Below are 13,101 nucleotides of genomic sequence, written 5' to 3'. Positions count from 1 at the left end.
AAGCAGAATAGGGGTTCTCACGCACCAACAAATTCAATAAAATGAATTTGAATATGTGAGGGCCACGACATGACCGACGAAAACCAAACTGGGCCATCGCGCCGTGCCTTTCTGACAGGGGCAGGGGCGGTGGCCGCAGGGACGCTGGCGGGCCGCGCCAGCGCCCAGACGGACCCGGCAATTGCCATTCATCCGTGGATGCAGGAATTGGGCGACGGCGTTGATGCCGCGCCTTACGGGATGCCATCACCGCATGAGGCGGATGTGAAACGCCGCACAGTGGAGTGGCTTACTGCCGATCCGGTAAGCTCGATCAATTTCACGCCGCTGCATGACCTCGACGGGACGATCACCCCCAATGGTCTGTGTTTTGAACGTCACCACTCGGGCGTTGCCCGCGTTGATCCGGCCCAGCATCGGTTGATGATCCACGGGTTGGTCGACAAGCCCTTGGTGCTGACCATGGAAGACCTCAAACGTTTTCCCCGGCAGAACCACGTCTACTTCCTTGAATGCGCGGCGAATTCCGGGATGGAGTGGCGCGGCTCACAGCTTAATGGCTGCCAGTTTACCCACGGCATGATCCATAACGTCATGTACACCGGCGTGCCGCTGCGGCTGGTGCTGGAAGAGGCGGGAATCAAGCCCGAGGGCAAGTGGCTGCTTGCCGAAGGGGCCGATGCCGCCGCCATGACCCGCTCGATCCCGATGGAGAAGGCGCTCGACGATTGCCTTGTCGCCTTCAAGATGAACGGCGAGGCGCTGCGCCCCGAACAGGGCTACCCGGTGCGGCTGGTTGTGCCCGGCTGGGAAGGCAACATGTGGGTCAAATGGCTGCGCCGCCTCGAAGTGGGCGATCAACCTTGGCACCACCGTGAAGAAACCAGCAAATACACCGACCTCATGGCCGATGGCGTGGCGCGGCGCTTCACTTGGGAGATGGATGCGAAATCCGTCGTCACCAGTCCCAGCCCACAGGCGCCGATCACCCACGGACCGGGGCCGACCGTGCTCACCGGTCTGGCGTGGTCGGGTCGCGGCACCATTCCGCGCGTTGATGTGACCCTTGATGGCGGTATTACATGGCATCAGGCGCGGATGGACGGGCCAAGCACGCCCAAGGCGCTGCACCGTTTCTACTATGATTTCGAATGGGACGGAAAACCGCTGCTTTTGCAAAGCCGTGCGCATGACAGCACCGGTTATGTCCAGCCCACCAAAAATGCCCTGCGCGAGATCCGGGGTGAGAATTCGATCTACCACAACAATGGCATCCAAACTTGGGCTGTTGACGCTGACGGAAAGGCCGAAAATGTCGAGATTTCTTAAACTTGCGCTGCTGGCCAGCGCCATGGCCAGCCCCATTGCCGCCGAGCCTCTGGGCCTAGGTCGCGCCGCCACGCCCGAGGAAATCGCCCTTTGGGACATCGACGTGCGCCCCGACGGTCTGGGCCTGCCTGCGGGCAGCGGCGATGTGCTGACCGGAGATAAAATCTACACCGAGAAATGCTCGGCCTGTCACGGGGTCTTTGGGGAAGGCACAGGCCGCTGGCCGGTGCTGGCGGGCGGGCAGGGCAGCCTGTCCGATGCACGTCCCGTCAAGACGATCGGCAGCTATTGGCCATATCTCTCAACGGTTTACGACTATGTGAATCGGGCGATGCCCTTTGGCAACGCGCAGTCGCTGACCGATGATGAGGTCTATGCCATCACGGCCTATCTGCTCTATCTCAACGATGAGGTGGACGAGGATTTCGTGCTTTCTTCGGACAACTTTGCCGAAGCGCGTCTGCCGAATGAGGAGGCCTTCAAACCCGATGACCGGGCAGAGGTGGAGTTTGCGGCCTTTAAAGAAGAGCCCTGCATGAGCGACTGCAAACCATCGGTCGAAATCACCATGCGCGCCGCCGTGTTGGATGTGACGCCCGAAGAAACCGCCGCCAAAGCCGCCGCCAAGGCCGAAGAGGCACAAGCCGCCGAACCCACCCCCGAAGCGCCGCCCGCCGAGGCACCGGCGGTTGAGGTCGCCGAGGCTCCTGCCGCCGACCCGGCGCTTATCAAAGCCGGCGAAAAGGTGTTCCGCAAATGCAAATCCTGCCACCAGATCGGCGCCAAGGCCAAAAACCGGGTCGGCCCGGTGCTGAACGGCATCGTGGATGGCCCGGCGGGCGCGGTCGATGGGTTCCGGTATTCCAAGCCGATGGCCGCCGCCGCCGAGGCCGGGCTGGTCTGGACCGAAAGTGAGCTGAGCGCGTTTTTGGCCAGCCCCAAAGGCTATATGAAAGGCACGAAAATGTCTTTCCCCGGTGTGCGCAAAGAAGAAGACATCGACGCGCTGATCGCCTACCTGCGTGATGCGTCGGAGTGATTGCGGCGATTAGAGAAAACTGACGTGCCTGCCCCCTTGAACCCCCATACCGGGGGGACTAATCTCTGGGTAACAGTTTTGCGGGTATGGTCCCGCGAACAGGAACTGAGGCAGGCACGCATGAACGATCCGATCAACACCTATATGAATACGCTTGTCCCGATGGTGGTTGAGCAGACCAGCCGGGGCGAGCGGTCCTACGACATCTTCTCGCGTTTGCTGAAAGAGCGGATCATTTTCGTCAACGGCCCGATCCACAGCGGGATGAGCCATCTGGTCGTCGCCCAGCTTCTGCACCTTGAGGCGGAGAACCCGACCAAGGAAATCAGCATGTACATCAACTCGCCCGGTGGCGAGGTGACGGCGGGTCTGTCGATCTATGACACGATGCAATACATCAAACCCAAGGTCTCGACCCTGATCTGCGGCATGGCAGCCTCCATGGGGTCGGTCATTGCGATTGGCGGCGAAAAAGGCATGCGTTTCGCGCTGCCCAATGCCGAAGTGATGATCCACCAGCCGTCGGGCGGCTCGCAGGGCATGGCCGAAGACATCCTGATCTCGGCCCGCCATATCGAGCGGACCCGCGAGCGGATGTACCAGCTTTACGTCAAACATTCCGGCCAGCCGCTGGAAACCGTTCAAAAAGCGCTCGACCGTGACCTGTGGATGACCCCCGAAGAAGCCAAAGAATGGGGCCACTTGGATGAGATCGTCGAAAGCCGTGGCAAGGCCGATGATGCCGCCGCCAGCGGCAAAGACAAGAAAGACAAGTAATAGAGGGGCCCGGCGCTGCATATTTTGCGATTGTAGCGCCGGGGTCACTGGCCTAAGCTTGAGGCCAAATCTCGCAGCCTCACGTTCGGGGCGAACATACACGACAGACCTGAAAGGTTTGAGATGGCGAATAATTCCGGCAACGACAGCAAAAATACGCTCTACTGTAGCTTCTGCGGCAAGAGCCAGCACGAGGTGCGCAAGCTGATTGCGGGGCCGACCGTGTTCATCTGTGACGAATGCGTCGAGCTGTGCATGGACATCATCCGAGAAGAGACCAAAGCCTCGGGCCTCAAGGCGACCGACGGCGTGCCGACACCCCGCGACATCTGCGGCGTGCTGGATGATTACGTGATCGGTCAGGCGATGGCCAAACGCGTGCTCTCGGTGGCGGTCCACAACCACTACAAACGGTTGAACCACGCCCAGAAGGGCGGTGATATCGAATTGGCGAAATCCAACATCCTGCTGATCGGCCCCACCGGCTGCGGCAAGACGTTGCTGGCCCAAACGCTGGCGCGCATTCTGGATGTGCCTTTCACCATGGCCGATGCGACCACGCTGACCGAAGCCGGTTATGTGGGCGAGGATGTGGAGAACATCATCCTCAAGCTGCTGCAATCGTCTGAATACAACGTGGAACGTGCGCAGCGCGGCATCGTCTATATCGACGAGGTCGACAAGATCACGCGCAAGTCCGAAAACCCCAGCATCACCCGTGATGTCTCGGGCGAGGGCGTGCAGCAGGCGCTGCTGAAACTGATGGAAGGCACCGTGGCCTCTGTGCCCCCGCAAGGCGGGCGCAAGCATCCACAGCAGGAATTCCTGCAGGTGGACACGACCAACATCCTCTTTATCTGCGGTGGTGCCTTTGCGGGCCTCGACAAAATCATCGCGGCGCGGGGCAAGGGTTCAGCCATGGGCTTTGGCGCTGACGTGCGTGACAATGACGCGCGCGGCATCGGTGAGATTTTCACCGATCTTGAGCCGGAAGACCTGTTGAAGTTCGGTCTGATCCCGGAATTCGTCGGTCGTCTGCCGGTTCTGGCGACCCTCGAAGATCTGGACGAAGACGCGCTGGTCACCATTCTGACCGAGCCGAAGAACGCTTTGGTCAAGCAATACCAGCGTCTGTTCGAACTGGAAGACACGCAGCTGACCTTCACCGATGACGCGCTACAGGCGATTGCCAAACGCGCGATTGAACGGAAAACTGGCGCGCGGGGCCTGCGCTCCATCCTCGAAGACATCCTGCTCGACACGATGTTCGAACTGCCGGGGTTGGAGACGGTGACCGAGGTGGTCGTCAACGAAGAGGCCGTCACATCCGAGGCCAAGCCGCTGATGATCCACGCCGACAGCGAAAGCAAAGAGCCAGCCAGCGCGGGCTAAGACGCGACGCTAGGCAGAAAGATAGAGGGCGGGCCAAAGGGTCCGCCCTTTTGCATGAAAGGGATGATCATGAAGCGGATTTCATCGGGCGGCGCCTATGAGGAAAAGATCGGCTACAGCCGCGCCGTGATGGCGGGCGGCATGGTCTATGTTTCGGGCTGCGTCGGTGAAGGGGCTGATGTCAAAGCGCAATGCGCAGCCGCATTGGCGACGATTGAGCGGGCACTGGCAGAGGCGGGCAGTGATTTCGCCCATGTGGTCCGCGTCACCTACATGCTGCCCGACGCTACGGAGTTTGAACCTTGCTGGCCGCTTTTGCGCGCGGCATTTGGCGCGACCCCGCCTGCGGCGACGATGATCGAATGCGGGCTGATTGACCCCAAATACCGCATTGAGATCGAAGTCACCGCGATGCTGCGCACGGGGGTAGAAGGCTAGTCTTTCTCGGGCACCAGTTCAAAGTCATCCCCCAGCCGGGCGCGCACCTCTGCGGGATCAAGGTTTGCCCAAAGCGGCCCGCTGTCGTCGATAAAACCCGTCTCCCGTAGGCTATCCTGCAACGCGGGCATATCAAGCTCCCCCATCCAAAGCCGCGCCTTGGCCTTTCCGAGCGGTTTCCACGAGCGGGTAAGGTGGCAGAGCGTGGCGGTGGTGATCCCCGCAAAACTCTGCAGGTGCTGTTCCAACCCGCGCGTGGCAGAGGACGGGCGGCGCACGACGATGGCCACTTGCTGCGCGGGCCGGGCGACCATTCCCAAGAGATGCAAGGCCGACCCTTCGGCGGCGATGATCTGCCTTGCCGCCTTATAGACCGCGATCTGTTCACGCAGCCCGTGTTTCTCGGGGTGAAAGACGGTGTAGCCCTGCGCCGCCAGATAGGTTTCCAGCGCCTCTTCACCGATCAGATTGCCGCGCCCTGCGGGCAATTTACTGCGGCTGATATAGAGCTTCTCTGGCCCCTCGGGCGCGATCTCTTGCGCGAACCGATTGGCGATGGTGTTGCGGTAGGGTTCTGTGCCGGTGATCAAACTTCCCAGGCCAAAGCCTTGCCCCGGTACGATCAACCGCTCGACCTGCGCTGGCGCGTCTAAACTCACCAGCGGCTTATCGCAGCCCAGAAGGGCAAGGAAATCACGCTGATACCCTGCCACCTCTCCGCCGTTTCGGGGGCGTTTGGGGATAAAGAGAATGCCGTCGATCTCTTCTTCAAGGTGATCCAGCGCCCAAAGACGCGCGGTGCTTTCAACCAAGAAATGCCCGAAATGCAGCCAGAGGACACCACCCCAAAGCCATGTGCCCCTGCGCTCAGCCACCTTGCCCTGCGGTGCTTCTGGCGGCGTGGTCAGCGCGCGACCGTTGCGCCAAAGTGCGGCTTGAGGGCAGGGGCGGCCATCGCTGTGCAACACCCCGGCGGGCTGCACCAACCCGCTGTCCTCAGGCAGGATGACCAGCGCATTATCTAAGGTCGTGATCTCGGTCGACCAGCCCCCTCGGGGACGGGCGGGCGCTCGGCGGGATCAAAAGTACAGGCCCAAACCTGCCGGGTGCAATGCCCGGGTGATTTGCGAAATCCGGCGCGCTCAAGGATGCGTTTGCATTCGCGCATCCCCTCGCGGCCATAGGCCTCGGGGTGGAATTCCATCACCACGGCGCGCAGCCCGTCGAGCGCGGCATGGCGCAGAAACTCTAACTCGCCGCCTTCGATATCCATCAACAGCACGTCGGGTTTAAAGCTGCGGCGGATGTCATCAAAGCTTGCGGTGGGCACCTGAACCTCCGTCGTCTCACGCATGTCGCTGTCGATGAGAGAGGAGCCGAGGAAAGAGTTGCGCAGGTGAAACGGCAGGGTTTCTGGCCGGTCGGGGGCAGAGATCACCACCTGATTTCGAAGAGTGATTTTTTCTTGAAGTCCGTTGAGCGCATAGAGCGCGCGGATGTGGGGGATCAAGTTTGGGTTTGCTTCGAACGAGAGCACCGCTTCGGGCGCGGCCTTTTTGGCGACGATCGCACCCACCAGCCCCAGACCCGCGCCCATCTCAAGCACCCGGTCACCGGGGCGGACGACCGCCAACGCGCCATCGATCTCTTGGCGCTCGTAGCGGCCTGCATTGATCCGCTGGATGCGCGTCTCGTTCAGAAAGGGCGACTGGGGCACATTGATGCCATGACATTTCGCCGCTGCCGGTGCGGCCCCTCTTGCCTCAGTCATCGCTGCCCTCTTTCGTTTTTCTAACCCTAGCCAGAGGTCGCCCGCGCGCCAAGCTCCTTTGCGGCGAGGCTGGACGCCAAAGCCTCCATGGTGCATATAACGGACAACAGGAACGGAGACCTCGATGGGCATTCTCAATTCACTTCTGCGCGGCGTCACTTGGTGGAACGGCCAGACGCTGAACACCCAGCTTTTCACTTGGCGCAAGGGCAGCAAGGTGGGCGAAGACGCGCAGGGCAATATCTATTACCGCAACGCCGATGACAGCAAACGCTGGGTCATCTTCAACGGTGAGGCCGAGGCCAGCCGCGTGAGCCCCGATTGGCATGGCTGGCTGCACCGCACATGGGACGAGCCGCCAACCGACAAGCCGCTGATCCACAAACCGTGGGAAAAGGCGCATGTCGAGAATCGCACCGGCACCGCCATGGCCTATGCGCCCGCCGGGTCGCTGCGCCGCGCCGAACCTGTCGAGCGTAAGGACTATGAGGCCTGGCAGCCTGAATGATCGGTTGGCCGCGCCTGAGGTGCGGCCCCAAGTTTCACGCAATCCGGGTGGATGAATGAAAAAGCTTCTCTTGGCCGCGCTTTTGCTGGCCGCGCCGCTGCATGCCCAAGAGGGCGCACAGATCGCCAGTGCCACGGGTGGCGTTTTGCGCGCTTTGGACAAGATTTCCGGCGATACGATCGATCTGGAGATTGCCAAGGGCGACAGCCTTTCTTTGGGCAATTTGCAGATCTCCATGGTCGATTGCCGCTATCCGGCGGGCGATCCGGCGGCCAATGCCTATGCCGCGCTTGAGATCACCGAAGAGGGCAGCAGCGGCGCGCTTTTTTCTGGCTGGATGATCGCTTCGGCCCCGGCGCTGCACGCGCTGGAGCATTTTCGCTATGACATCTGGGTCATGCGCTGCAGCACGTCCTGAAAACTGACTAACCCCCGCGTCGAACCGTGCAGTGCCGCGTTTGGCCACATCGAGCTGCGCGTGATATTCCGCGCGGCTGATCTCTTGCGCCCCGAGAGAGGCAAGGTGATCGGTCAGAAACTGCGTGTCAAAGAGGGTAAAACTCGCATGGCGAAGCCGATCCACCAGCGCCGCCAGCGCCATTTTTGAGGCGTTGGTCCGGCGGGAGAACATGCTTTCGCCGAAAAACGCGCGGCCCAGCGTTACGCCATAGACCCCGCCCACCAGTGCTGTGCCCTCCCAAACCTCAAGCGAATGGGCGTGGCCTGCGTGGTGCAGCGCGGTGTAGAGGGCGGTGATCTCGGCGTTGATCCATGTGTCTTCGCGGTCTGCGCAGCCGGCGACGACACCATCGAAATCGCGGTTGATCGTGTGGTGAAAAGTGCTGCGTCGCATGGCGCGGGTGAGCGAGCGCGAGATGTGGAAACCATTGAGCGGCATCACCCCCGACGCCGCGGATCGACCCAGAAAATCTCTGGGTCGTCGCGGTGTTCGGCCATGGGGAATATCCCGATGGAATAGCCGTGGAGCAGGATCTCTGGTGTCAGATCCGACATCGGTGTCAGGCGTTACCGAGGTTGGTTTCCAGCCAATGCTCAAGCCAGTGGATGTTGTAGCCACCCGACTGGATGTCTTCTTCGGCCAGCAGCGCGTGGAACAGCGGCACGGTGGTATCGACACCATCCACGATCAGCTCACCCAAGGCCCGACCAAGACGCGCCAGCGCTTCGGGGCGGTCGCGGCCATGCACGATCAGCTTACCGATGAGACTGTCGTAATAGGGCGGGATCGAATAGCCGTCATAAAGCGCCGAATCCATCCGCACGCCAAGCCCGCCGGGGGCGTGATACTGCGTGATTTTGCCCGGGCAGGGCGCGAAATTCGGCAGTTTTTCGGCGTTGATGCGGACTTCGATGGCATGGCCATTGATGGTCAGATCGTCTTGGGTAAAGGACATCGGCAGCCCTTCGGCCACGCGAATCTGTTCGCGCACCAGATCGACACCAAAGATCGCCTCGGTCACGGGATGTTCCACCTGAAGACGGGTGTTCATTTCGATGAAATAGAACTCGCCATTCTCATAGAGGAATTCGATCGTGCCCGCGCCGATGTAGTTGATATTGGCCACGGCGTCGGCGCAGACCTTACCGATCCGCGCGCGTTCCTCTTCGGTGATCGAGGGGCCGGGGGCCTCTTCGAAAACCTTCTGGTGGCGGCGCTGAAGCGAGCAGTCGCGCTCGCCCAGATGGACCGCGTTGCCCTTGCCATCCCCAAAGACCTGAATCTCGATGTGGCGGGGGTGGTGAGGTATTTTTCAATATAGACTTCGTCATTGCCGAAGTTCGATTTCCCCTCGGCCCGCGCAGTCTGGAAGGCTTTTTCCATGTCTTTGGCGGTTTGGGCGACTTTCATGCCCTTGCCGCCGCCGCCTGCCGTGGCCTTGATAATGACCGGATAGCCGATTTCTTCGCCCAAGCGCTTGGCGTCTTCGAGCGATGCGACGCCACCATCCGAGCCGGGCACGCAAGGCACGCCGAGCTTTTTCATCGTGTCCTTGGCGGTGATCTTGTCACCCATGACGCGGATGTGTTCGGCGGTGGGGCCGATGAAGGTCAGACCGTGGTCTTCGATCACCTGCACAAATCCTGCGTTTTCCGACAGGAAACCGTAGCCGGGGTGAATCGCTTCGGCCCCGGTGATTTCACAGGCCGCGATGATCGCGGGGATCGAGAGGTAGGATTGGGTGGAGGAGGGCGGGCCGATGCAGACGGATTCGTCGGCCATGCGCACATGCATCGCGTCGCTGTCGGCGGTGGAATGCACCGCGACAGTCTGGATGCCCATCTCGCGGGCCGCGCGGATGACGCGCAGCGCGATCTCTCCCCGGTTGGCGACTAGGATTTTGCTGAACATGTCCGGCCCTTATTCCAGGATCACCAGCGGGGCACCGAATTCAACGGCATCGCCGTCGCCGACGAGGATGCGCTTGACGGTGCCGGCGCGGGGCGCGGGGATGTGGTTCATGGTTTTCATCGCCTCGACGATGAGCAGCGTGTCGCCTTCGGAAACCGAAGCGCCAACGGAGATGAACGCAGGCGCGCCCGGCTCACCCTGCAGGTAGACGGTGCCGACCATGGGCGATGTCACAGCACCCGGGTGATCAGCCGGATCGGCGTCAGCGGCAGGTGCGGCGGCTGCGGAGGCAGCAGCGGCGGGGGCCGGTGCAGCGGCAGGCGCGGGGGCGGCTTGATACTGCTGCTGGGGGCGGCCATGACCTGCTGCGGCGGCTTGCGGCTGACGCGCACGTTCAGGCTGTCATCCTCGGCATAGTCGCGTTTCACCTGAAGCTCGGTCAGGTCGTTTTCGTTCAGCAGCTCGGCGAGGGCCTTGATGAAGGCCACGTCACTGTCATGGGTGTTTTTTGTCATTGGATCCTCGAAGATTTCGACAGGCCGGCAGCCCGTCGCTGCGCGATTGATTGGCTCGCTTATAGGGCATGGGCAAAGCCATGAAAAGCCAACTGTTGTCTAGGGGTAGGATCGGTTTTTTGCCGCGCAATGGCCCCCGGGGCGCAAGAATGAGGCCGCGCCACATCTTCGCGCACCGGGTCAAGGTCACCTAGGGTCAGATCGCGAGGTATTCCGCCCGCAGTTCCGCGTTGTCCAACACCTCTGCCGCGGTGCCGTCAAAGACCACGCCGCCGGTATCAAGGATCACCGCACGGTCGGCCAGTTTCAGGGCGCGCACGGCGTTCTGCTCAACCAGAATGGTGGTGATGCCCTGCGCCTTGATCAGCCCCAGCGTCTTTTCGATCTCATCTACGATCACCGGGGCAAGACCTTCGTAGGGTTCATCCAGCAGCAGCACCTTAATGTCGCGGGCCAAGGCGCGGGCGATGGCGAGCATCTGTTGCTCCCCGCCCGAAAGGGTCACCCCTCTTGGTTCCGCCGTTCGCGCAGGCGCGGGAAGAGGTCATAGAGCCGGTCGAGTGACCAGCCGATGGGCGGGGCGATCTGGGCCAGCTTGAGGTTCTCTTCGACCGTGAGGCCAGAAATGATGCGCCGATCTTCGGGCACCAGCGCCAGCCCCGCAGCCGAGGCTTGGTGGCTGGCCATATTGTGCAGCGGTTGATGATCAAGCCAAATCTCGCCGCGCTTGAGTTCCGGGTCGCTGACCCTTGAGATGGCCCGCAGGGTTGAGGTCTTGCCCGCGCCGTTGCGGCCCAGCAGCGCGAGAATTTCGCCTTCGTGGACGTTAAAGCTCACCCCCTGCACGATATAGCTCTCGCCGTAATAGGCGTGAATGTCCCAGACCGAGAGGAAGGCCGGGGCGGTTTGGGCGTGGTTGGCGTTTTTGTCTAGCGTGTCGGTGCTCATCGGGGTGTCCTTGGGGTTCGGCAACAGGATAGATCAGGCGGCGTCTTGGCTCTCGCCCAGATAGGCTTCGCGGACCTTGGGGTGGCCCTTGATCCGGTCGGGGGTGTCTTCGACCAGCGGCGTGCCTTGGGCCAGCACGGTGATCCGCTCGGCCAGCGAAAAGACCACATGCATGTCGTGTTCAATGATTGCGATGGTAATGTCGCGTTCGTCCTTGATCTGTTTCAGCAGGTCGATCGTATTGTTGGTATCGGCCCGCGCCATCCCCGCGGTAGGTTCGTCCAGCAGCAGCAGGCGCGGATCTTGGGCAAGGCACATCGCGATCTCCAGCCGCCGTTTGTCCCCCGCGAGAGGGACGCCGCATGCATATGCCGCTTGTCGATCATGTTCATGTCGCGCAGCATTTCCTCGGCCTTGTCGATCACATCTTGCTGGCCCACGACGCGCGACCAACCGTTGAGTTGGAATGCCCCGTCGCGTTTGGCAAGGCAGGGGATCAGCATGTTCTCCATCACCGTGAGATCGCCAAAAATTTCAGGCGTTTGGAATACGCGGCTGATGCCCATCTGGTTGATCTCATAGGGTTTGCGCCCCAGCACCGACTGGCCGTCGAACATGACCGAGCCGGTATCGGGGATAAGCTTGCCCACCAGACAGTTCAGCAGGGTGGATTTGCCTGCCCCGTTGGGGCCGATGATCGCATGGACAGAGTTCTCTGCCACGCTCAGGTTCACATCGCTCAGCGCCTGCAGACCGCCAAAGCGTTTGCCGACATTTTTGACTTCGAGAATGGACATGATGTCTCTCCTATTCTGCGGCTTCGCTGCGGCGTTGGGCGGCGTCGGCCTCGACCGAGCCTGCATTCTTGTCCCGGCGGCGGAAGACACGGCCCAGACGTTGGCCACCTTCGACCAGCCCACCGGGCAGGAAGATCACGACCAGCATGAACAGCAAGCCCAGCGTGAGGTGCCAGCCCTTGCCGACGAAGGGGTGGATGATCGCAACCATCGCGTCTTCGATCCCGTCGGGCATGAAGGCAAACCAGCCGTGCAGCACGTTGTCGTTGATCTTGGCAAAGATGTTTTCAAAGTACTTGATGAACCCTGCGCCCAGCACCGGCCCGATCAAGGTGCCCGCGCCGCCAAGGATGGTCATCAGCACCACTTCGCCTGAGGCCGTCCACTGCATCCGCTCAGCCCCGGCAAGCGGGTCCATCGCGGCCAGCAGGCCACCGGCCAGCCCGGCATACATGCCAGAGATCACAAATGCCGCCAGCGTGTAGGGCCGGGTGTTCAGGCCCGTGTAGTTCATCCGCTGCTGGTTGGACTTCACCGCCCGCAGCATCATCCCAAAGGGCGAGCGGAAGATGCGGATCGCCAGATAGAAGGCGAGGATCAGGAAGATTGCGCAGAAGTAGTAGCCAACGGAAAAGGTAAAGGTCCATCCGCCGAAGAACAGCGTCGTCGAAGAGTTCATCGCCGCGCCGAAAAGGTTGGGGAATGACGGTGCATCGACAGACTGAAGATACTGCGGATCAGAGTTGTAGATCTGCAATCCCGTCTCGCCATTGGTGATCGGTGTCAGCACCGAATAGGCGAGGTTGAACGACATCTGCGCAAAGGCCAGCGTCAGGATGGAGAAGTAGATGCCCGACCGCCGCAGGCTGATAAAGCCGATGAGCGCCGAGAACAGCCCCGCCATGATGACGGCCAGTACCAGCGCGGGCACGACATTGTAGCTGAGCAGTTTGAACATCCAGACGGCAGAGTAAGAACCGACACCCAGAAAGGCCGCGTGACCAAAGGAGAGATAGCCGGTCAGCCCAAAGAGGATGTTAAACCCGATCGCAAAGATGCCAAAGATCACAAAGCGTTGCATCAGGTCGGGGTAGCCTGCGTTAAATTGCGCAAGGCCCGAATCCGCCGGAAAGGGGTTGAGGATGAAGGGGGCAAAGAGCGTGAGAACGACCACGACCCCCAAGAGAAGCGTATCGCGTTTTTCCAGTCCGAACAT

General features: G+C 61.2%; 10 protein-coding genes and 5 pseudogenes. 7 read left to right on the top strand and 8 right to left on the bottom strand.

From position 1 onward, the window contains the following. The first annotated feature begins 69 nt into the window (after positions 1 to 69). The 5 genes from soxC (at position 70) to ACFQAU_RS17480 (ending at position 4,975) form a co-directional block, all read left to right on the top strand. Positions 70 to 1,329 carry a sulfite dehydrogenase gene (gene soxC / locus ACFQAU_RS17500; protein ID WP_132443574.1) on the top strand — a complete coding sequence of 420 codons (1,260 nt, stop codon included), beginning with the start codon at positions 70 to 72 and terminating at the stop codon, positions 1,327 to 1,329. Next, positions 1,313 to 2,368 (top strand): c-type cytochrome, encoded by a 1,056-nt coding sequence (locus ACFQAU_RS17495; protein ID WP_132443573.1) that lies wholly within the window; start codon positions 1,313 to 1,315, stop codon positions 2,366 to 2,368. Before soxC ends, ACFQAU_RS17495 begins: the two co-directional genes overlap by 17 nt. 120 nt (positions 2,369 to 2,488) lie before the next feature. Then, positions 2,489 to 3,145 carry an ATP-dependent Clp protease proteolytic subunit gene (locus tag ACFQAU_RS17490; RefSeq protein WP_067939572.1) on the top strand — a complete coding sequence of 219 codons (657 nt, stop codon included), beginning with the start codon at positions 2,489 to 2,491 and terminating at the stop codon, positions 3,143 to 3,145. A gap of 123 nt (positions 3,146 to 3,268) precedes the next feature. Further along, on the top strand, positions 3,269 to 4,537 hold the full coding sequence (gene clpX, locus ACFQAU_RS17485; protein WP_067939575.1) for an ATP-dependent Clp protease ATP-binding subunit ClpX: 1,269 nt from the start codon (positions 3,269 to 3,271) through the stop codon (positions 4,535 to 4,537). A gap of 63 nt (positions 4,538 to 4,600) precedes the next feature. After that, the gene (locus ACFQAU_RS17480) at positions 4,601 to 4,975 is read left to right on the top strand and encodes a RidA family protein (RefSeq protein WP_132443734.1); all 375 of its coding nucleotides are present in this window, start codon (positions 4,601 to 4,603) and stop codon (positions 4,973 to 4,975) included. Here the strand turns inward: ACFQAU_RS17480 and ACFQAU_RS17475 are convergent. Both ACFQAU_RS17475 and ACFQAU_RS17470 read right to left on the bottom strand, forming a co-directional pair. Beyond that, positions 4,972 to 5,958 carry a glycosyltransferase family 61 protein gene (locus ACFQAU_RS17475; protein ID WP_386283995.1) on the bottom strand — a complete coding sequence of 329 codons (987 nt, stop codon included), beginning with the start codon at positions 5,956 to 5,958 and terminating at the stop codon, positions 4,972 to 4,974. The genes ACFQAU_RS17480 and ACFQAU_RS17475 overlap by 4 nt on opposite strands. A 38-nt stretch (positions 5,959 to 5,996) precedes the next feature. Then, positions 5,997 to 6,746, bottom strand: coding sequence for an FkbM family methyltransferase (locus ACFQAU_RS17470; RefSeq protein WP_386283698.1), 750 nt, complete (start codon positions 6,744 to 6,746; stop codon positions 5,997 to 5,999). Positions 6,747 to 6,870: 124 nt separating this feature from the next. Between ACFQAU_RS17470 and ACFQAU_RS17465 the strand changes: the two genes are divergently transcribed. Both ACFQAU_RS17465 and ACFQAU_RS17460 read left to right on the top strand, forming a co-directional pair. Then, positions 6,871 to 7,254 carry an NADH:ubiquinone oxidoreductase subunit NDUFA12 gene (locus tag ACFQAU_RS17465; RefSeq protein WP_067628344.1) on the top strand — a complete coding sequence of 128 codons (384 nt, stop codon included), beginning with the start codon at positions 6,871 to 6,873 and terminating at the stop codon, positions 7,252 to 7,254. A 55-nt stretch (positions 7,255 to 7,309) separates the two neighbouring features. After that, complete coding sequence (locus ACFQAU_RS17460) at positions 7,310 to 7,672, top strand: DUF2155 domain-containing protein (RefSeq protein ID WP_067628342.1); 363 nt, start codon at positions 7,310 to 7,312, stop codon at positions 7,670 to 7,672. Here the strand turns inward: ACFQAU_RS17460 and aat are convergent. The 6 genes and pseudogenes from aat to ACFQAU_RS17430 form a co-directional block, all read right to left on the bottom strand. After that, a pseudogene (gene aat / locus ACFQAU_RS17455) lies at positions 7,636 to 8,268 on the bottom strand (leucyl/phenylalanyl-tRNA--protein transferase). The gene ACFQAU_RS17460 and the pseudogene aat overlap by 37 nt on opposite strands. A gap of 5 nt (positions 8,269 to 8,273) precedes the next feature. Continuing rightward, positions 8,274 to 9,625 (bottom strand): annotated as a pseudogene (accC, locus tag ACFQAU_RS17450) (acetyl-CoA carboxylase biotin carboxylase subunit). Positions 9,626 to 9,634: 9 nt separating this feature from the next. Next, a pseudogene (accB, locus tag ACFQAU_RS17445) lies at positions 9,635 to 10,140 on the bottom strand (acetyl-CoA carboxylase biotin carboxyl carrier protein). 196 nt (positions 10,141 to 10,336) lie between these two features. Continuing rightward, positions 10,337 to 11,088, bottom strand: a pseudogene (locus tag ACFQAU_RS17440) (ABC transporter ATP-binding protein). 33 nt (positions 11,089 to 11,121) lie between these two features. Further along, a pseudogene (locus ACFQAU_RS17435) lies at positions 11,122 to 11,885 on the bottom strand (ABC transporter ATP-binding protein). 10 nt (positions 11,886 to 11,895) lie between these two features. Next, positions 11,896 to 13,101 carry a branched-chain amino acid ABC transporter permease gene (locus ACFQAU_RS17430; protein ID WP_120350855.1) on the bottom strand — a complete coding sequence of 402 codons (1,206 nt, stop codon included), beginning with the start codon at positions 13,099 to 13,101 and terminating at the stop codon, positions 11,896 to 11,898.

Origin of the sequence: Sulfitobacter profundi, assembly GCF_042661425.1 — a bacterium.
Lineage (GTDB): Bacteria > Pseudomonadota > Alphaproteobacteria > Rhodobacterales > Rhodobacteraceae > Sulfitobacter > Sulfitobacter profundi.
Note: the sequence above shows the minus strand (reverse complement) of the source record. Positions and strands in the feature narration are given on the sequence as shown.